Annotated in this window: 14 protein-coding genes; 11 read left to right on the top strand and 3 right to left on the bottom strand. The window is 47.0% G+C overall.

Annotated features, from left to right (window positions below):
* Nucleotides 1–14: 14 nt before the first annotated feature.
* The 4 genes from ACJJIN_RS11310 to ACJJIN_RS11295 are packed head-to-tail and all read left to right on the top strand — an operon-like array spanning nucleotide 15 to nucleotide 5,815.
* The gene (locus ACJJIN_RS11310) at nucleotides 15–1,445 is read left to right on the top strand and encodes a TolC family outer membrane protein (RefSeq protein ID WP_444898134.1); all 1,431 of its coding nucleotides are present in this window, start codon (nucleotides 15–17) and stop codon (nucleotides 1,443–1,445) included.
* Nucleotides 1,442–3,640 (top strand): type I secretion system permease/ATPase, encoded by a 2,199-nt coding sequence (locus ACJJIN_RS11305; protein ID WP_444898133.1) that lies wholly within the window; start codon nucleotides 1,442–1,444, stop codon nucleotides 3,638–3,640. The genes ACJJIN_RS11310 and ACJJIN_RS11305 overlap by 4 nt, the downstream gene beginning before the upstream one ends.
* 22 nt (nucleotides 3,641–3,662) lie before the next feature.
* Nucleotides 3,663–4,907 carry a beta-barrel domain-containing protein gene (locus ACJJIN_RS11300; RefSeq protein WP_444898132.1) on the top strand — a complete coding sequence of 415 codons (1,245 nt, stop codon included), beginning with the start codon at nucleotides 3,663–3,665 and terminating at the stop codon, nucleotides 4,905–4,907.
* Entirely contained in the window at nucleotides 4,907–5,815 is a 909-nt protein-coding gene (locus ACJJIN_RS11295) for a transglutaminase-like domain-containing protein (protein WP_444898131.1), read from the top strand. The genes ACJJIN_RS11300 and ACJJIN_RS11295 overlap by 1 nt, the downstream gene beginning before the upstream one ends.
* 145 nt (nucleotides 5,816–5,960) lie before the next feature.
* On the opposite strand, the gene ACJJIN_RS11290 is transcribed toward ACJJIN_RS11295, so the two are convergent.
* Entirely contained in the window at nucleotides 5,961–10,718 is a 4,758-nt protein-coding gene (locus ACJJIN_RS11290) for a CapA family protein (RefSeq protein WP_444898130.1), read from the bottom strand.
* Between the two features lie 637 nt (nucleotides 10,719–11,355).
* On the opposite strand from ACJJIN_RS11290, the gene ACJJIN_RS11285 reads away from it, so the two are divergent.
* Nucleotides 11,356–12,621, top strand: a complete 1,266-nt coding sequence (locus tag ACJJIN_RS11285; RefSeq protein ID WP_444898129.1) for an MFS transporter — start codon at nucleotides 11,356–11,358, stop codon at nucleotides 12,619–12,621.
* Between the two features lie 84 nt (nucleotides 12,622–12,705).
* Here the strand turns inward: ACJJIN_RS11285 and ACJJIN_RS11280 are convergent, their stop codons facing one another.
* Entirely contained in the window at nucleotides 12,706–14,742 is a 2,037-nt protein-coding gene (locus ACJJIN_RS11280) for an oxidoreductase (RefSeq protein WP_413664906.1), read from the bottom strand.
* A 225-nt stretch (nucleotides 14,743–14,967) separates the two neighbouring features.
* Entirely contained in the window at nucleotides 14,968–15,861 is an 894-nt protein-coding gene (locus tag ACJJIN_RS11275) for a LysR family transcriptional regulator (protein ID WP_444898128.1), read from the bottom strand.
* A gap of 108 nt (nucleotides 15,862–15,969) precedes the next feature.
* On the opposite strand from ACJJIN_RS11275, the gene ACJJIN_RS11270 reads away from it, so the two are divergent.
* Genes ACJJIN_RS11270 through ACJJIN_RS11245 form a run of 6 tightly spaced genes read left to right on the top strand, consistent with a single transcriptional unit; the run spans nucleotide 15,970 to nucleotide 21,024 of the window.
* Nucleotides 15,970–16,644 (top strand): histidine phosphatase family protein, encoded by a 675-nt coding sequence (locus ACJJIN_RS11270; protein WP_444898127.1) that lies wholly within the window; start codon nucleotides 15,970–15,972, stop codon nucleotides 16,642–16,644.
* Between the two features lie 14 nt (nucleotides 16,645–16,658).
* Nucleotides 16,659–17,891, top strand: a complete 1,233-nt coding sequence (locus ACJJIN_RS11265) for an acyl-CoA dehydrogenase family protein (protein ID WP_444898126.1) — start codon at nucleotides 16,659–16,661, stop codon at nucleotides 17,889–17,891.
* Nucleotides 17,884–18,936 (top strand): phosphotransferase, encoded by a 1,053-nt coding sequence (locus ACJJIN_RS11260; protein WP_444898125.1) that lies wholly within the window; start codon nucleotides 17,884–17,886, stop codon nucleotides 18,934–18,936. The genes ACJJIN_RS11265 and ACJJIN_RS11260 overlap by 8 nt, the downstream gene beginning before the upstream one ends.
* A 24-nt stretch (nucleotides 18,937–18,960) precedes the next feature.
* Nucleotides 18,961–19,737, top strand: a complete 777-nt coding sequence (locus ACJJIN_RS11255) for an SDR family oxidoreductase (protein ID WP_282931833.1) — start codon at nucleotides 18,961–18,963, stop codon at nucleotides 19,735–19,737.
* Nucleotides 19,738–19,739: 2 nt separating this feature from the next.
* Complete coding sequence (locus tag ACJJIN_RS11250) at nucleotides 19,740–20,516, top strand: SDR family NAD(P)-dependent oxidoreductase (protein ID WP_444898124.1); 777 nt, start codon at nucleotides 19,740–19,742, stop codon at nucleotides 20,514–20,516.
* 49 nt (nucleotides 20,517–20,565) lie between these two features.
* A complete protein-coding gene (locus ACJJIN_RS11245) occupies nucleotides 20,566–21,024 on the top strand; it encodes a MaoC family dehydratase (RefSeq protein WP_444898123.1) in 459 nt (152 codons plus the stop codon).
* Nucleotides 21,025–21,034 lie beyond the last annotated feature (10 nt).

Here is a 21,034-nt window from a genome sequence, read left to right as displayed (position 1 = left end):
TGAAAGTGAATATAGTGGAAGTGTTTAAACAGAAAATGAAAATATCATTTGTGTTGACTCTGGTGTTTTGGTCAATCACAGGTGACGCCGATATATTAATTTCTACCCGTTCCTCTGAAGTAATTAGCCCAAGAAGCATGGAAGTAGAGGCTTATGATTCATTAAAAAAGTTTTCCTTTAGGGAGTATGAGGAAGGTATAAAGCGAACTGAATTCAATATGCTTGAAGTGGTGCACCAAGCCGTCGGTTGGCATCCATTAATTGCAGAAGCCGTTGGGAATCTCTATCAGCAGAGGCAAGGCGTCAAAGCTGCACGATCGGGATATTTTCCTCGATTGAATGCTGGAATTGTGGCCGGGAACGACTCCGAGTACAAAAGCGAAGGTGATGGACACGCGTTCCAGGTGAATATTTCCCAGATGGTTTATGACTTTGGCAAAGTATCTAGCAATGTTGACTTTGCAAAGGCTGGTGTACAAAGGTCTCAGGCTGAAGTTCTCCAATCTATTGACGAAGTTGCAAGGAGAACCGCAAAAGCGGCAATTGAGGTTCAGCGCTATCAGTCTCTCCTTTTAACTTCTGATGCACAAGTTAATGGCGTATCTGCTATTGCTGATCTTGTGCAAATTCGAAAGGAGCGTGGAGTTAGTTCCCGCTCAGATGTGTTACAGGCGCAATCAAGAGTTGATGCTGCACAGGCATCTAAACAGCAAGTAGAAGCTTTGTTACGCCGATGGCGTACCACTTTACAGAATCTCACTGGATTCCAATCTCCATTTCGGGTGGCTATGTATGTTCCTGAGGACGTCGCACAAGCATGTGATGTCCAGTCTTTTGATTTGTCGTCAGTACCAGATGTACTTATTGCTGCCGCATCTAGAGCTGAAGCTGAAGCACAGCTTAAATCGGCAAAAGCAAATGCATGGCCAACCTTAACCCTTGATGGAAATGTGAATCAGTACTTGGATCAAAACTATGTTGATGCCAATGCACTTGATAGTAATGAGAAGGCGATTTTCTTTAATGTTTCCATGCCTATTTATCAAGGTGGAAAGATATCTGCCGGAAGAGAGGGGGCGAGTTATGCCTTGCTGTCGGCTGATGCGGCGAGAGACTCGGCACAATTATTTGTAACCCAAAAATATCGTGAGGCACAAGAAGAAGCTGAAGGGTTAATGCGTAGTTTGAGTTCGCTTAGCGCTAGGGAGAGCGCTATAGCTGAAACAAGGGATCTATATAAACAGCAGTATTCCACTCTAGGCACGCGGACTCTAATTGATTTGCTAAATTCAGAACAGGAGCTACACATTGCCCGCCGAGAAAAAAATAATACGATTTTTGATTTGCACCTTCTAAAAATAGATTGTCTACATAGTCGTGGTGGTTTGCGCGAGGCATTTAAACTGGATGGAACCGAGATTCAGGGTGTGGAGGTGTTGCCTTGAATGGAAGCCAATTAGATATTGCGGGTGAAATTGAAAAGCCATTTTCCAGCTCTAAAAATAATGCCGCTAACGTTACTCCTTGGTGTGAGGCAATAATTTCTATTGCTCGACATTATCGAATTGATTGCTCTTATGAAAGGGTCCGAATAGCTGGGAATTGGGGGGGATATAACTCTATAGAAAGCGTTGTTAGGCAGATGGCGCGACAGGCCGGGCTTACGGCAACATTCAGCTCGTTCAATGAGTCTGCGATCAATTCGTGGCGTTTGCCCATTGTTGCCCAATTGGTGGATGGTCAGTTAGTTGTTGTAGAGTCTGTATCTAAAGATATGGAACTGAGTGTTATCTACTGTGGCGATAAAGGTCTAAAGAGTACAGTACATCTGGACGATTTAAAAAATAATGTTCTGAACCTGGCTATATTTCGTCCCAGGAGAACGGCAACAGACTCTCGTATAGATGACTATGTTAAGACTGAAGACAAGCATTGGTTTCGCCGGATTATCCTTAGGGATTTGAAACCCTATTTTCATGTGATGATTGCCACAACAATTGCAAATTCTCTAGCACTAGCTGGAATTGTTTTTTCAAAACAGGTCTATGACAGAGTCATTCCAGCTGAGTCTTTTCCTACCCTTTACGTTCTATTTAGCGGTGTTGTAGTAGCAATTATCTTTGATTTTATTATGCGTACTATGCGAGTCAGGGTAACGGACTTGCTGGGGAAGCGTGCTGATATTCGTATGTCGGATTTGGTTTTTGGGCATGCTATTAGGGTTAAAGATCAAGCCAGACCAAAATCAACCGGTACATTTATCTCTCAGATTAGAGACCTTGAGCGCATAAGAGAATTGTTTACATCTTCCACCGTTTTGGCTCTTGCAGATTTACCTTTTTTTGTACTCTTTCTGTTTGTTATGTGGTGGGTTGCTGGGAGCTTGGCACTAATACCTCTTGTAGCAGTTTTCTTGTTAATTATTCCTGGGTTGCTTCTTCAGCCGAGGCTTGCAAAGTTATCGAAGGAATCTATTAAAGAAGGAGCGCTACGTAATGCAATGCTAATAGAAACGGTTCAAGGGCTGGAAGATATAAAAGCCATGCAGGCGGAACAGCGCTTTCAAGGGCAGTGGAATCATTTCAACGCAGTCACCGCAGATTCCAATCTAAAGCTGCGATATCTGGTTGGTGTTTTACTGAGTTGGACCCATAACGTGCAGTCATCAGTTTTTGCTGTAGTTGTGTTATTTGGAGCTCCGATGGTCATGGCTGGCGACATGACAACGGGCGCACTGGTTGCTGCCTCTATTCTTGGTTCGCGGATGATGTCACCAATGGCAAATATCACCCAGGTTTTAAGCCGCTGGCAGCAAGCCCGGTTTGCGATGAAAGGAATTGATCAGATTATGCAGTTACCGGTTGATAACCCTGAAGATGAAAAGAAAGTGCAGAAGTCCTCGCTTCAAGGAAATTATCACTTTAAACAGTCGGTTTATAACTATGGAGATGATACGTCTGATCCCGCTCTAGTTATTCCTGAATTAAAAATTACTCAAGGTGAACGGATTGCTATATTAGGTCGAAATGGATCCGGTAAGTCAACGTTGCTACATGCACTGTCGGGTTATATTGAGCCCGCTCGTGGTCAGTTACGGTTAGATGATGTCAGCTTGGCTCATATAGATCCCGCTGATGTAAGACGAGATATTTCTCTCCTTAGCCAAAAGACAGGGCTATTCCATGGGACTATTTATGAAAATCTTGTCTTAGGTTCTCCCAATGCCAGCGATGATGAAATTCTCGTCGCACTTAAAATGAGTGGTGCCGAGACTTTTGTGAGTAAGCTCCCGAAAGGCTTGGGATCTATGATTCAAGAAGGTGGCTACGGGCTGTCTGGAGGGCAAAAGCAGTCTCTGCTGATTGCTAGGATTTTATTACGTCAACCAAATGTTCTTTTGCTGGATGAGCCTACTTCAGCACTGGACGAAGCCACTGAGAAAAAATTTATTTGTGCATTATCAGATTGGAGTGTAAACAAAACAGTTGTTATTGCAACTCATAGAACTAGCATCCTTAGCTTTGTAGATCGAATAATTGTGCTGGATAGTGGTCGAGTTGTTCTCGATGAGCCAAAAGAAAAAGCACTCTCTATTCTTTCTCGACGGAAGGATCCTAAGAAGGATGAAGAAGTTTCCTAGAGGTTAGGATGGAGAAGCTGTAATGCCAATTCCAGATGACTTCGGTTTTCGCCGCGAACCAAAACGCATCGCTCTCTTAGATATTGATTCACAAAATGATGAAAAACAATATGAGGATGATATTGATGATGCATCTCTCGTACGCTCAGGAAGAATAGTTTGGGTATTTTTTTTATTGTTAGCCGCGTTGGTTTTTTGGTCTTACTTGGCCAAGGTTGATGAGGTTTCTTCTGGCGCTGGTAAAGTGGTTCCGACTTCGCGTTCACAGATTATCCAATCATTAGAGGGAGGAATACTGAAGGATCTTAAAGTTTCTGAGGGGGATATTGTCGAAAAGGGTGAAGTGTTGGCGCAGTTGGATCCTACAAAATTACGTTCGAATGTAGAAGAAATATTGGCTCGCTACAGAGCTGCTTTGGCTAGTGTCGCGCGATTGAGTGCTGAGGTAAATAGTACATCGATTAAATTTCCAGAGGAACTGTCTTCGCATGCGGAGCTTATTGCTAAAGAAAGAAAACTATTTGATACGCGGCGGAGAGGATTAGCAGAATCGTTGAAAGGTTCAAAGGAAACCCTAGAGTTGGTCAATAAAGAGTTGTCTATCACCAGGTCGCTTGTCGAATCAGGGGCAGCCAGTAGTGTTGATCTTTTACGTCTGCAAAGACAAAAGTCTGAGTTGGAGACAAAGATAAATGAGATAAAATCTATGTACATGGTGAAAGCCCGAGAGGAGTTGGCAAACTTTAGTGCTGAAGTTGAGGCGCTGTCTTCTGTAGTTGAGGGGCGTTCTGACTCACTAATAAGACTTACTCACAAATCTCCTGTAAGAGGCATTGTTAAAGCTATTGAGGTTACAACTATTGGTGGCGTAATCCCCCCAAATGGAAAGATAATGGAGATTGTCCCACTTGATGATCAGCTTTTAGTTGAAGCAAAAATTTCCCCCAGGGATATCGCATTTATTCGTCCTGGGCAGGTAGCTAAAGTAAAAATTACTGCATACGACTATACGATTTATGGTGACTTAAATGGTACAGTGACGACTATATCTCCTGATACGATTCAAGATGAGTTTGTGCCAGGCGAATACTATTATAAGGTTTTCATCCTCACAGATACTGATTCTCTGGAAAATCATGAGGGTAATAAATTTCCGATAGTGCCAGGTATGATTGCAGCGGTAGATATAAAAACGGGTTCGAAAACTGTTTTTGATTATCTTATGAAGCCAATCAATAAGGCGGGTGAGGCGCTACGGGAAAGGTAATGGCGAAATGGTTAGCTAACTCATTGGTGCACATTGTTTTTGGCTTCTTTGGTCTTTCTAGCTTATCTCAAGCTGAATCAAAAATTGTTACTCTTTCGGTTGAGGTCGCAATTACGAACTCTTCGAAGCAGGATATTAATGGTTATGTTCAAAGACTTTCTATGCCTGTAGAGTATAGTTTGCAGCAGTCATTAAAGAAGATTAGATATGATTATCCAGAAAAAATTATTTACAAGAAGCATGGTGTAGGGGGTTCTAAGTACCTTGAGTTTGTGCTGAGTATTCCTGCTGGAAGGACAGTTTCCAGGATTGTTGAGTTTGATTTAATGCTTACTTCATATGATTATACTCAATTGAGCAGGGGGCGAGACTTTTTTCCAAGTGGTACTTACTTAGAGTCAGCGAGGTTTATCGAGTCAGATTCCACTCCAATTAAAAAGTTATCCCTTAAAATACAAAATACTTTTGAAGATGAAGAGAGTCGTTTGAGGGCAGCTTTTTTGATTCCTCAAGCAATAATTAAATATAAAGTTCAGCCTACAAAAGGCGCTCTGGCGGGCCTTGAGTCAGGGGAGGGTGATTGTACAGAGCATGCGGCGCTTTTTGTCGCATTGGCACGCTCTATGGGGTATCCTGCAAGAGTTACTTCAGAGTTTCTTTTTTCCAAGAAAAAAAGATTTGATCGACCTAATCATCATGCCGCTGAAGTTTTTATGGGTGGTCGGTGGGTGCCGGTAGACCCCAATTTGGCGCAGAAGCCTTATCTTGGATATGGTTTCGGTAAGGGTAGTATAAGTAAAATTGTTCTTACTCGAGAGTTTTCATGGGTTTGGTCTAATTTGTTTCCGAAAGATTTTAAAGGTAAAAAAAATAATGTTAGTGTTTCTGTTTTGTGGAGTTTGCAATAAATATTGAATTTCTGGATTCAATTATTTGTTATGGGTGGGTTTAGTAGGGCGTGCAGTGGTATAGCGAATTACATCTGTCGGCCAGATGTGTAAGTTTGATCTGTATCATGTTTTTCTTGAGTTGTCATGTGTTGGATTTTAAGTTTTATTCTACCTCTATGGGTTGTCCGGTTTTTTGAAGTTTTTCTAGTAGGATGGGGATTGAGCCAAAGTCGGAGTCCCTTCTGGATCCTTTGATAAGTATTAGGTCTGAATCCTGGGAGAAATCAGCTAGATAGTCAACGAGAGGTGAAGCCTCTGAAAAATGTGGTCCTAAAATTTCTTCCGGTAATAACTCCCGGAGAAATTTCATTTCCTCACCGTGTGTTATTACCCAGTTAACATTGCTGTTGAGTAAGGGGTGAGTGAGACTTTCATGTAATTCTTGTGCTTTTTTACCTAAATGGACAATGCGACCTAGTACCGCAATTCTTCGTCCATTATTTTTTATTTTACTCTGAGAAAATACTGAGAATGCATTAATCATGGAGCAAACTTCAGCGTTCCAGCTATCATCAATAAGTGTTAGGGATTTACCTTGAATGTTTAAATTTTTTCTTTTTAAATGTCCCTCATCAAGTTCTAGGTCAAGCAATCTATTTGCGCATTGGGCTAGGTCTTTATCTAGCGCGTAAGCTGCACAAATAGCAGCTATGGCATTGTACATCATGCCAGTGCTGGGTGCGGGAACCTTTAATTCTAATCTTTGAGTTGGGAACTGTAGTGTGACATTGCTTCCAGTTTCATCGGCATCAATATTTATTATCTTAACATCTGCCCTTTCTCCTTTGCCAAACACTATTATTTTTTTAGCATATTTTTTTGCTTGCGAAAGAATATAGTCGAAGCACTTTAGGTGGTCCCCTAATATAGCTACTGAAGAATTCGTTAATCCGTCAAAAATGCACGATTTCCATTTCGCAGTGTCTTCAACTGATTTTATGCGATGGTTAGTTTGTGATAGACCAATTTCCGTAATTATAGATATAGTTGGTTTTATCTGTCTTGTGATGGGGCCTCGTTTCATCCATAATGCGCTCTGAGCCACTTCGATAACGGCAGCTTCATGGTCAGGATTTAGACTGGCAAGCATCGAAGGTGCGCCTACACGTGAGTTATAGTTACCTAAACTGGATAATATCTTTTCTTTGGGGCCCAGAATTTGCACAAGCATTTTTAGGGTGCTTGATTTTCCTGCAGTACCTGTAATGGCAATGACATCGCCTTGGAATCGTTTTCTGGCTGCTAATCCGAGCTCAATTATAACTTTTAATGGGTCTTCAACTTGAAGTACAGGCAGTTCCTTAGGCAATCCATCTACAGGGTGGGAAACAATGGCGCCAGCAATACGATGTGCAAATTCAGGAAGGGTTTTATGGCAGTCAAAGTAATTGGCAGATGGCTTTGAGCGCTGTTCGTGAAAATCTCTGTCTTTACTTGTATGAGCAACAAATAAGACAGGCCCCACTGCTTGGTCTAAAAATCCACTCCCAGAAATTACGCTGCGAATGTACCAATTTTCAGGTGGCGGCGTTAGCCATTTTCCTCCAGAAACTAGTTCAAGTTGTTGAGCATTCCAAGTCTGCATAGGCGTATGTTGGTATACAGCCGGAGGAAAATCTGTTTTGTATGTAGGAATTTGTGGCGGCTTCTTAGAAAAGTTTAGCTGTGTAATCATTCCGCCAACAATTACAGGCTTTACTTGTTGTGTGTTGGAAATAATACCTACGGCAAGTTGAAGATGAACAGGCTTAATTTGATTGGCTGCCGGGGCCCTTAACCCATAAAAGTCACGGTAGATTCTTCCTGGTTCCCATCGAGAAGTGGGTACTTGCCAATCACAAGGATCGTGGTCCATCGCCTTTCCCCAATAAGGCATAGATGTTTCTTTGATTGGGATCGCTCGAAAATCTAAACGGAAATCCTCCTTTACCTTTTTATCGGTAGTCCAAAATGACTCTACCCATAACATTTGTCTAGTCTTTATTTCACGCGGAAAAAATCTTACTCCCAATAGTTTAAGCGGCCCGCATTTTATTGGGGGGATGCGAGCATCTAGGGGGACTTGATCTACAGTCCAATTAGGGTTCAATGGACGCTTTTCTCTAATTACTTCTCGTTTGTAATGGGTTTTAAGAAGATGGGGAAGTTTACGGTATTGCCTGTCTGGAGGTGACAGTAGAATGGTTCCGCTACCATCTGGATTTAAGGTCAGGTGTGTCCCCAGCTCTGAGCAAGCTTTCGAAAATCGTTGCGTAAGATCTTTTGCTACATCTCCACTTAGTTGCTTACTGAAACCAAACCCAACACCTACGGGCACAAAAATGATTTTTTCTATTCCATTTTCGCTTAATTGGAGGCGAAAGATTCCACTATCGGCTAGGTTACGTCGGACCGCATCGAACAAAAGATCCCCAGCATCGTGGATAATAGGTCTGTCCTGATAAATTTCAATACCTTGTAGGTTATGTGCGCTGGTACCTAATATACCATCTGCTCCGGCATCGATAATGGCGTGGCCAATGGTTATTTCATCTTCGCTTGGTTTTGGTTCTCTGTTGTTTCCCCAATGAACAGCGACGAGCACGAGATGTGCTTTTTTGCGCGCTGCTTCAATCCTAGGCTTTAGGTTATCAAGCCAGAGGCTGGGTATGGTAAGTGGTAGATGAGCGCAACCAGGCGTACTTGGACCTGCGGCAAAGCGGGGCTGTGTGGCATCAATAGAGAAAATGGCGACGTTTAGCCGACCGGCGGGACGATATACTGGGGTAAGTGCTTCTTCGATATTAATACCTGATCCAGCGTAACCGATACCGGTTGCATCCAGCCAGTGTTGTTGCTCCAAAAGTGCTTTGCTTCCATAGTCCCCACTATGATTGTTTGCAGTAACAACGACATCAATACCGGCCTCCATTAACACGGATAGCATTTCAGGGCGGGCTCGGTAATAGTATGGGGATGACTCTCCCTTACTGATTCCTTGTTCGCCCTCAGTCCCTATCACACACTCTAGATTCACTACGCTTATATCTGCGTTTTTTAGGGCAATAATTGTGCCGAGCACTTTCTCGGTTCCAAATTGTGCCGTGCGATAATGTTGCCTTCGTGCCAAGTTTACGTCCCCCCCCCAAGCGAGCACAGGCAATGACTTGTGTGAATCGGCAGCTGGTTCGATAAGCATTTCTTGGTATGCCTCCTCAATATCCTCCGGTATATCTTTGGCGGCAATAAGATAATTTCGATAGGCGATAAAACCAGATAGATAGTGCTCGACATCATCAATACGAACTCTGAAAGCATGGTGCCGTATAAAAAAGCTTCCTAAGATTCGTCTGGGATTCTTGAAGTACATGGCTATTTCGGGCCAGAAATAGCCGTTTAGGAGGTACATTGCACGTTTGTGTAACGCTCTGTAAAAGTGCTTTAGATCTACCTGGTCTAGTAGGTACTGAAACTTGGGCTCTTTGCGTAAGCGAGTCACCATCTTTTCAGCAGCCATCATCAATTCAAGCAGAGTTGGGAAGGTGGTGATTCTATTTTCAACAAAATCCAAGTAACTGGAAAAGTTGCGAATACCGAACTGATAATACTTTTCTTCAGGGCGATATAGTGTCAGCTCATTGACACAGTAGCTCAGCCAGTGATCGTGGGCACGCCAGTGCTCAGCTCGGATAAAATAATTGAATGCCTTCTCGACCAATGTCAGCCAGCGGGAATCTTTAGTAAATCCGTAAAGACGCATTAAACCAAAGGCAGCTTCACCATCGTAATAGATGACTCTATGCTTGTCTTTAACTTGAAGTTCAGGATATTCAAGAACATGACAAAATTGCCCAGTGACGGCGTCTTGCATGTACTCCATACCAAGTGCCAGCTGCTCCATTAAATCGGAGTAGTGTTCGGTTTTTGTTACCTCAGAGTACTTTACTAGTGCCAGGAGTGATACAGCGTTGCCCCCTAATTTAATCTCATTATTCGACTCTACTAAAAATGCACCCATCTTCCCTGAAGGAAGGAGCGCGGATTGTATTAGCTTTTCTGTCAGGTACTTTAGTGACCGAAGGATGGAAGTCATCAGTGCTTTATCACCGGTTACCTCCCAGGCTTCAATCATCGCATAGGTACTGCTTGCATGACGCAAATTGTTATAGGTATCTATCTTCCGGTCGAAGCAGGCATGCCAACCATAGTGGAATGCTCCATTGTTTTTGACTTGGCTGCCCAGGTAATGGCTGCTTGTTTTAATTAATTTCGTAACAGTATTAGCATTTAGTTTTTCGATGATACGCCGACCAGCGTCTAATCCTGGACCATAGAGGCAGACGGGTTCACGTTTAGCTTCACAAAAAATCCCCTGAGTTGACAGAAGATATACTGGGCTGTCATCTGAAAAATCTAACTTGGTGTTTAGTCCAAAACGTTTCTTAGCATAGGCAAGGAAATTATTCTCGTTGATGATTACGTGATCGATCTGATTCCCGCCATAAAGCATGGCATTAGCATTGAGTTCCTGTTCAAGGAATGCGACATCACAGTTATCATCCAATGCCAGACCATAGCGAAAGTATGATCGTTTGGTATCTCTAAGTATTTGTTCCAGCCCAGCAAACGTCATTGCACTTTTTTGAGTTACCCAGTCAACTCTCAACCAGCAGGGGTTCACCCTGTGCGATTTTGCTGCACTTTGGATGATCTTTGCTAGGTCTTGCCATACCTCTGCAATATCTGCCGCCGTTTTATGTTTTACGATGGCACGCTTCTTTACATCGCTAATTGAAAAAAACAACGTATAAGGAGGGCGTTGGCTCCTCAATGCCTGCTCAACCTGAGCACGCACTTGAACGAGCATGTTGGATAGGGACATGTCGCGACTTATCTCTCTATTAAAAAAGCGTGGCAGTATTTTTTCTGCTGGTCGGCTCGGGTGCTTTTCCTGAACGAGTATAGACGGGGGGGAAGATTCTGCTTTTAGTGGTTTGTACTGAGGTGGTGGTGTGGTAAATATTTTTTTGTTTTATCTGTCAATTTGGGTTTTCAAAACAAATCTTGTCGGATAGTATTGGGTAACCGTATTCAGAATGATTGTTGTGCAACTCACTCAGATTATTCTCTATTAACCTGTAATTAACAGTTTGGGTTAATACCAAGGTTTAGCCGCAGGGCAGGAGCATTTTCTGCCAAGAAGGAAACCCGGGATCTTATCATCTCGGGTTTTTTTGTCGGTAAATATAGGTTGTTTGTCTCAAATTCATCTTGCTTACTGAAACTCTTCTTTGTCTGCTTCTTAATTTTCTGAGGTAGGCTGCTTGCCCTCCTCTGAAAGATGGGCACCTTGGCCGAATAGTGAAAGAACCTTCCGGGTTTGTATTTGTACCAAAGTCTTGCGGGCACTCGCCGAGTGGCCTTGGCGCCATTCTTTTATCTGGAACCAGCCAACTTAAACCATACAGGACAGGTGCCTCTATCGAATTGTTGGCAGTGAATCTATTGGAGTAGTAACCATGAATGGGAAGTGGTGGAGAAGCTTGAGGAGCTTCCCTCCGTTAGTTTGGATTATTTTAATTGGCAGTTTTTTTAGCCGTGGAACTTATTTTATGGTCTGGCCTTTCCTGGCCATCCTTCTGTTTGAAAAGTTTCACCTCGGTGCGGCTGAAATTGGTTTGATCTTGAGTGCATCTGCCGTTGGTGCTGCTGTATTGGGCTTCTTTACCGGTGCGCTATCGGATCGCTATGGGCGTCGCAATATGCTATTGCTTGGCTGTATTGTGAGTATTTTTTCCTTTGCCTTGTTGGCTGTGACGCAAACCTTGGCAGGATTTATCTGTGCGATGACCCTGTGTGCTATTGGTCGCGCTGTGTGGGAGCCGCCGGCGAGTGCGCTGATAGGCGACTTAATTGACGATCAAGCCAGCCGTGAATTGGCGCTGCAATTCCGCTACTTCCTGATTAATGTGGGGGCCGCGCTGGGGCCCATTGTGGGTGTCTGGGCCGGTTTGAGTGCGCAGCAATCCACTTTTGGGCTCACCTCTCTCAGCTACCTACTCTTAGCCCTGGCCTTTGTTTGGGGTTTTGCCAGAACTGAGAGCGGGCGTTTAGCGAGTAAGCAAAGGGATGCGGGCGTATCTCTGGGAAATACGCTTTCGGTATTGCGCCGTGATCAGGTATTTCTGGTGGTGATTATTGCGAATATTTTAACGCTGTTTATCTATGCGCATATGGATTCAAGCTTGGTGCAATACCTTACCCGCGCTGAAGCGCCGGGATTGGTGGAGCTGATATCCAGCATGATCTTTGTTAATGCGTCGACGATAGTATTACTGCAGTTTCCCATTATGAAGTTAATGGGGCCGCTGGCCATTAACACCCGTATTGTGATTGGGTTGGGTATTTTGTCGATCTCCCAGATTTGGTATGCCCTAAATCCGGTAGATTGGTTTTGGGGTTGGCTCGGAGCGACTTTTATTTTGAGTCTGGCTGAGGCAATTTTGTTTCCAACCATGAGCATTCAAATTGATCGGTTGGCACCATCCCATTTACGGGGTACCTATTTTGGGGCCTCTTCCTTTTATGCCATTGGCTGGTCGATGGCGCCATTAATTGGTGGAGTGATTATTCAATGGTGGAGTGGCCCGGCCTTATACGGCTTGTTAGTGGCGTTATGTGGAGTTGTGTTCGTGCTCTATCGCCTTACCGAGTATCTGTCTCGCCCTGAGTGGCTTGAGCCTGAGGGAACGGTAGTCGCGGATCGAGTCGCCAATGTGTCCTAGCAAGGGATACAGAATTTAAGGGCAAAAAAATACCCCCGCCAACTCTGGTCGACGGGGGTATTTTATTTTGTGATCGCTGGGAGATTAGATCTCGGCAGCGAGACGTGAGCCCTGGTCGATAGCGCGCTTGGCATCGAGTTCTGCGGCTTCATCAGCGCCACCAATCAGATGGGTGGTTACGCCGCGCTCTTGCAGAGCTTCATATAGCTTGCGTGCAGGCTCCTGACCGGCGCAGACAATAATATTGTCGACTTCCAGTACCTTTTCCTCTTCACCAACGCGGATATGCAGACCTTTATCGTCAATTTTGTCATAAAGGGCACCGGCAATCATCTCTACCTTGCGATGCTGCAAGCTGCCGCGGTGAATCCAGCCGGTGGTTTTACCCAGGCCCGCGCCCACTTTGGTGGTTTTGCGTTGCAATAGGTATACCTGGCGCGGAGAGCTTACTGCTTCGCGAGGCTTCAGGCCGGAGCGATTCTCCAGGGCAATATCGACACCCCATTCGTTGAAGAACTCTTCCTTATCGCTGGCGACCACTTCATCTTCAGTGGAGTGGGGGCCATCGTGGGTCAGGTACTCCGCTACATCAAAGCCGATACCGCCGGCACCGATAATGGCAACCTTCTCGCCAACCGGCTTCTTGTGCTTCAGTACATCCAGGTAACCCAGGACTTTATCGCTCTCAATGCCGGGGATCGGTGGAGTGCGCGGCTCGATACCGGTAGCAATAATCACTTCATCAAAAGATTGCAGGTCTTCCGCTGTGGCGATGGTATTAAGTTTTACTTCAACACCGGTGACTTCCAGGCGGCGCTTAAAGTAGCGCAGGGTTTCCTGGAATTCTGCCTTGCCGGGGATCTGCTTGGCGATATTGAACTGGCCACCAATCTTATCGCTGCCTTCGAACAGGGTTACTTCGTGTCCACGCTCTGCGGCAACGGTAGATGCGGCCATGCCCGCAGGGCCGGCGCCGATTACAGCTACCTTTTTCACGTTGTCGGTAGGCAGGTAGTTCAATTCGGTTTCGTGACAAGCGCGGGGGTTTACCAGGCAGGAGGTCAGTTTCAGCTGGAAAGTGTGATCCAGACACGCTTGGTTACAGCCAATGCAAGTGTTGATCTCGTCGGCGCGGCCTTCGGCGGCTTTGTTGACGAACTCAGAGTCTGCCAGGAAGGGGCGTGCCATGGAGATCATGTCAGCCTGGCCGGAGGACAGAACTTCTTCGGCGACTTCCGGCACATTGATACGGTTGCTGGCAACTACCGGGATAGACAGGTGCTTTTTCACCTTGGCGGTGATATCGGTAAATGCCGCGCGGGGAACACTGGTGGCAATAGTGGGAACGCGCGCTTCGTGCCAGCCGATGCCGGTATTGATAATTGTGGCGCCAGCTTTTTCGATAGCCTGGCCCAGAGCCACTACTTCATCGAAGTCACTGCCATCTTCCACTAGGTCCAACATGGACAGGCGGTAAATAATAATAAAGTTCTCGCCGACGGCTTCCCGTACGCGGCGCACAACTTCGATCGGCAGGCGGATACGGTTTTCGAAGGAGCCGCCCCATTCATCGGTACGCTTGTTGGTGCGTTTCACGATGAACTGGTTAATAAAGTAACCCTCGGAGCCCATGATCTCCACACCGTCATAGCCGGCTTCGCGAGCCAGGGTGGCGCAGCGTACATAGTCATCGATCTGGCCTTCGATTTCCTCGCTGGTCAATTCGCGCGGGGTGAAGGGGTTGATCGGCGCCTGGATGGGAGAGGGTGCAATCAGGTTTTCGTTGTAGGCGTAACGGCCGGTGTGCAAGATCTGCATACAGATCTTGCCGCCCTCAGCGTGAACAGCATCGGTGACTTCGCGGTGCTGCTGGGCTTCTTCCGAAGTGGTCATCTTCGAAGCGCCCTGGAATACGCCACTCTCTTCGTTCGGGGCAATACCACCGGTTACAATCAGGCCAACGCCACCGCGGGCACGTTCGGCAAAAAAGGCCGCCAAACGGGTGAAGCCATTGGGGTGTTCTTCCAGGTTGGTGTGCATGGAGCCCATCAGCACCCGGTTTTTCAGGGTGGTGAAGCCCAGGTCCAGGGGGGCAAGCATATTAGGGTAGGCTTGGGACATGGCAAATTTCTCTTCTTGTAACCTTTAGGGTTCATTTATGTATATGCAAAAAAGTGCATATCGTTGCCCAGCAGGATAACAAGACGGCCCACTGTGAAACAGTGACTTAACCGGTCGAATTCAGTGATCAATTACGGGCCCCATCTAACCTTGATGCGTCCCATTCTCATCTATAAATAAAGTGTTTTTTAAGGGTTCCCTGTCTCGACGTATACAGAGGCTCATTTACTCCTCTACCAAGCTTACCAACTTGTTTCGCAGCCATTGATTGGCGGGATCGTCGTGTTGATTTTTATGCCACAGCAGGTGCCAGTCCATTTGCGGTATTTGAAACGGAAGCTCAAACAATCGGGCTGAGTACTGTCGCGCCAGGCTGGCGGGGACTGTCAGTGCCAGGTCGGTTCTCAATACCACTAACGGTGCGACCCGGTAGTGCTGGACCCTCAATTTCACATTGCGACGGCGCCCTAACTTGTTCAGGGCAATATCTTCCAGGCCAGGACCACTCCGACGGCTGGAGACATGGATATGTTCCAGCTTCAGGTACTGTTCCAGGGTAAGGCTGGCGGAATCCGCCAAGGGGTGATCCTGGCGCAACATACACAGGTAGCGATCGTTCATCAGTCGCTGTTGTTTTATCTGTGGGGAAGTGGGTACGGGAACATCTAGGGCAAAGTCCAGGGTGTTGGCGGCCAGTTCCTTGACCAGCTGCTCCCTTGGGACCTGGAAAGACTCGACAGTGATACCTGGGGCCTCCTGCTCCAGCACTTCCAGCAGCCTAGGTAAAAGGAAAGTCTCCGCCATATCGTTCATGGAGAGCCGCAAGGTTTTTCTGGCTTCCTGTGGCACAAAATGACGCTGCTCGCTAAGGCTTGCCCCCAGTAGAGAAAGAGCTTCCTGGACCTTCGGCATAATGCTCTCAGTCAGTGGCGTCGGTGCCATACCGGTGGGGCTGCGAGTGAATAGTGGGTCGTCTAACGTACGGCGAAGTCGCGCGAGAGCATTACTGACAGCCGGCTGGGTGATATGCAGTTGCTCAGCGGCACGAGTCAGGTTTCGGGTTGTGTATATCGCCTCCAGCACGGGAAAGAGGTTCATGTCGATCCGCTGTAATTGCATTGCTGTCACCACCATCACTCTCATGAATGATTCAATATTCGCATAATAAACTTTGATGATTCAAATGCTGGAGATAGGGTTGGGGAGATCAAAAGGGGAGGGAAATAGGTGGCTGAATTTATTCTGGTACGTCACGGACAGGCTTCATTTGGGGCCGATGACTATGACAATCTCTCCGATACCGGCTGGCAACAGTCGCGCTGGTTGGGTGAATACTGGCGGGATAAGGGTATTCGTTTCGACCGGTTGCTGTGTGGCAACCTAACCCGGCACCGGCAAACTTTGGACGGCATTTGCGAGGGGCTGGAAATCCCCGGTGAAAATACCCGCAGTGTACTCACCCAGCTTAATGAATTTGATTTTCTAGCGGTTGCCAAGCATTACAGCGAACTATACCCGGATCGGGCACCGGGAGCAGGTGCCAGTCGCGCCGATTTTTATCGATTCCTGAAGCAGGGGATGCTGGCTTGGGCCGCCGGTGAGATCAGTCCACCGGAAACCTGGTCGCATTTTGAAGCCAGAATCGCAGATGCGCTTAAAAACATTTGCGATAGCCCCAAAGGCAGCCGAACCCTGGTTGTTAGTTCGGGTGGTGCCATTGCCATGATGTTGACGCAAATATTGGGAGGCTCAATTTCCACCGTTGCCAATCTCAATATGCAAATCCAAAACACAGCCGTTAGCCGTTTATTTTTCAGTGCAGAAAATATCAGTCTGCACAGTTTCAATCATGTGCCGCACCTGGATCGGGATGGGCGTCACGAACATATCACTTACAGTTGATCGGGCAGGTAGCGATGGAATTTGAATACTCAGACAAGGTAAAGGGACTGCTGGAACGCCTGCAAAATTTCATGCAGCAATATATTTATCCCGCCGAAGCGATATTTATGCAGCAGTTGCAGGAGGATCGCTGGGGAGAGCCGGCGATTTTGGCAGAATTAAAGATTAAAGCCCGGGAAGCGGAACTCTGGAATTTGTTCTTGCCGGATTCCCGTTACGGTGCCGGGCTCAATAACCTGGAGTATGCGCCCCTGGCTGAGGAAATGGGGAAAGTACTTTTTGCATCGGAGGTATTTAACTGTAATGCCCCGGATACGGGCAATATGGAAGTTTTGGCTCAGTACGGTTCTGAGGCCCAGCGGGAACAATGGTTAACTCCGCTTCTGGATGGAAAAATTCGCTCTGCCTTTGCTATGACCGAACCCCGGGTTGCCTCCTCCGATGCCACTAATATCGAAACGTCGATTATCCGCGATGGCGACAGTTACGTTATTAACGGTCACAAGTTTTATATCAGTGGCCTGATGAATAAACGCTGTAAAGTGATGATCGTGATGGGTAAGACCGACCCGGAAAATCCCAATCGTCACCAGCAGCAATCGCAAATCCTGGTACCCACCGATACGCCTGGAGTCAAAATAGTTCGCCCGATGACGGTATTCGGTTATGACGATGCACCGGAAGGGCATGCAGAGGTGATTTTTGAAAATGTCCGGGTGCCCGCAAGCCATTTAATTCTTGGAGAGGGGCGCGGTTTTAAAATTGCCCAGGGACGTTTGGGGCCGGGCAGGATACACCACTGTATGCGGTTAATTGGCCAGGCTCAAAGAGCGCTGGAAATGATGTCGGCACGCGCGGAGCAGCGCATTGTCTTTGGCCGCCCGATGAGCAAGCAGGGATCGGTGCGTGAAGATATTGCCAAATCCGCCTGCGAAATTGAGCAGGCACGCCTGCTGACTCTGAAGGCCGCTGCGCAAATGGATCGGTTGGGTAATAAGGCGGCCAAAGATTTAATCGCAATGATAAAAATTGTCGCGCCACAGATGGCTTGTAAGGTGATAGATCGCGCCATACAGATTCACGGCGCCGCGGGATTGGGGCAGGATTACAGCCTCGCCCATCACTATGCCTATGCTCGGACTATCCGTCTGGCGGATGGTCCCGATCAAGTCCATATGATGCAGTTGGGCAGAAACCTGGCTGCTCACTATGCCGCCGCGGAAAATCATGGAGGACTCAGTGACTGAGACGGTAAACAATTTGCGCAGCTCTGTGGAAGAGCTGCCTGTTGAGCGACTGCAAGAATATTTGTCCGGCAAAGTCGACGGTTTCAATGGGCCTGTAACGGTCACCAAATTTCCCGGTGGCCAGTCTAACCCCACTTTTAAGTTGCAAACCCCGGCGCGATCTTATGTTTTGCGGCGCCAGCCTCCGGGCAAGTTATTGAAATCTGCCCATGCCGTAGATCGGGAGTACCGGGTAATGTCGGCACTCGCCGATACTAATGTGCCGGTGCCCAAGGTATTGCACCTCTGTGAGGACCGGGACCTGATCGGTTCTATGTTTTATTTAATGGAATATTGTGAGGGCCGGATATTCTGGAATGCGGCACTGCCGGAAGTTGACGTCGAGCAGCGTAGCGCTATGTACAATGAAATGAATCGTGTACTGGCGGCCATGCACAGTTTGGATATTAATGCCGTAGGCCTTTCGGATTACGGCCGACCAGGTAATTACTTTCAGCGGCAGTTGGACCGCTGGAGCACTCAATATCGAGCCTCTGAGCTGGAGCCCATTGCCGCAATGGATGAGTTGATGGCCTGGTTGGGTGACGTTTTACCGGATGATGATGGGCGTATCGCATTGGTGCACGGTGATTACCGGCTCGACAATATGATTTTCCATCCTCAGGAGCCCAAGGTCATAGCGCTTTTGGATTGGGAACTTTCCACACTGGGACATCCCTATGCCGACCTCGCTTACCAGTGTATGCAAATGCGAATGCCCGCCGGCAAAGACAAAATGTCCGGCCTATTAGGCTTGGATATAAAGGCCTTGGGCATCCCCTCCGAAAAAGAGTATGTGGCCAAATACTGCCAGCGAATGGGTATTGATGGGATTGATAATTGGCCGTTTTATCTGGCATTTAGCTTCTTTCGCCTGGCAGCGATTGTTCAGGGGGTGGTGAAGCGTGCAAAAGACGGCAATGCCTCCAATAAAAATGCGGCAAAACTGGGAGCCCTGGTAGAACCCCTCGCACAAGCTGCATTGGATATCGCTGCTAACGGTTAACTTCTGAAATTATAAGGATAAGAAATGGCAAAGAATATTTTTGATCTCTCGGGAAAAATTGCCCTGGTGACGGGTGCCAGTCGAGGTATTGGTGAGGCCATCGCAAAACTTTTGGCTGAGCAGGGTGCCCATGTTTTGGTTTCCAGCAGAAAAATTGAGGGGTGTCAGGCCGTAGCCGACGCAATTGTGGATGCCGGAGGCTGTGCCGATGCAATCCCCTGCCATATTGGCAACATGGATAATATCCAGCAGGTTATTGGCGATATTCGCGAGCGATTTGGTCGCTTGGATATTTTAGTCAACAATGCGGCAACCAACCCTTATTTTGGGCATATTCTTGATACTGATCTAGCGGCCTTCGAAAAGACGGTAGAGGTCAATATACGCGGTTATTTCTTTATGTCGGTAGAAGCCGGCAAGTTGATGCGAGAGCAGGGGGGTGGCGTTATTGTAAATACCGCGTCAGTGAATGCCTTGCAACCGGGTGTAGGGCAGGGTATTTACTCAATTACCAAGGCGGCGGTAGTCAATATGACCAAAGCGTTTGCCAAGGAGTGTGCGCAATTTAATATCCGGGTGAATGCTTTACTACCAGGGCTTACAAAAACCAAATTCGCCGGGGCATTGTTTTCCCACGAGGATATTTATAAAACTGCGGTTGGCCATATTCCCATGCACCGTCATGCGGAGCCGGAAGAGATGGCGGGTACCGTTTTGTATTTGGTCTCCGATGCTTCCAGTTATACGACCGGCGAGTGTGTCGTTGTAGATGGTGGTTTGACTTCGTGTGGGGGGATTTAACCATGCATGATCCAATTCTCGATTTTAGCGATAAAGTCGCACTGATTACCGGTGCTGCCAGTGGATTTGGAAAATTACTGGCCGAGGAGCTTGGTTCTCGGGGCGCTCGTTTGGTATTGGGAGATATCAATGAAGAGGCTTTGATGCAGTTGGCGGACAAACTGGGAAGCCAAAATATTGCTGTGCGCGCCCAGCGCTGTGATGTTTCCCAAGAGTCTGATTGCGCTGCTCTGGCGCAATTGGCTCAGTCAGAGTTTGGACAGCTGGATATCGCTGTTAACAATGCTGGAATCGCGCCTCCGATGATGTCTCTTAAGCAGACCGATGAGGCCATGATGGATCTTCAGTACAACGTTAACCTTAAGGGTGTTTTCCTGGGGCTTAAACACCAGTTGCCCCTATTGAAGATGACCGGCGGAGCTGTACTGAATGTTTCCTCTATGGCGGGGCTGGGCGGTGCTCCCAAGATAGCCTCCTACGCCGCGGCAAAACATGGTGTGATCGGCCTGACCAAAACGGCAGCGATGGAAAACGCCAAGTACGGTATCCGTGTAAACGCGATTTGCCCCTTCTATTGTCTGACCCCGATGGTTACCGATATTGCAACTGAAGATGCCAGCCCTGAACAAGTTCAAGCGTTTCTCGCTGAGGGATGCCCGATGAAACGCCTGGGCAAGCCGGAAGAAGTCGTAGCGGCCATGTTGATGCTGGTTTCCCCAAAAATGACTTACATTACCGGGCAGGCACTGGCAGTAGATGGCGGTCTCTCGGCCTATTGAGGTTGGGAGTCGCTGAGAAAGCGAATAGAGAATCGAAAAGGAGCCTTCGATGCCTGTAGAAATTTCACCTGATAGCCTCGGCTATTACATTGGCTTTGAAACAGAGCCCACAGACTGGTTTGAAATTGACCAGCAGAGAGTTGATAGCTTTGCTGAGTGCACCTTGGATCGACAGTTCATCCATGTAGACCCAGAGGCCGCCGCCAAAACACCTTTTGGGGGAACGGTTGCCCATGGTTTTCTCTCATTGTCACTGCTGCCTTATTTTGTAGGGGCTCTACAGATAACGGTTACAGGTGCTTATATGGGGGTGAATTATGGTTTGGATAAAGTCCGCTTTATCAACCCGGTAAAGACCGGTAGCCGGGTGCGCGTATTTGGGAAAATACTGGATATTACGGAGAAAAAAGATTCCCAGTATCAAATTAAGCTGATGGTAACTATGGAAATAGAGGGCGAGGCGAAGCCAGCTTTAGTTGCAGAGTGGATTTTTCTGCAGATTACCTAGTGGGGTCGGT

The sequence above is a fragment of the Microbulbifer maximicatervae (SeqCode) genome (assembly GCF_052467505.1).
This window is presented reverse-complemented; position numbering and strand designations above follow the sequence as displayed.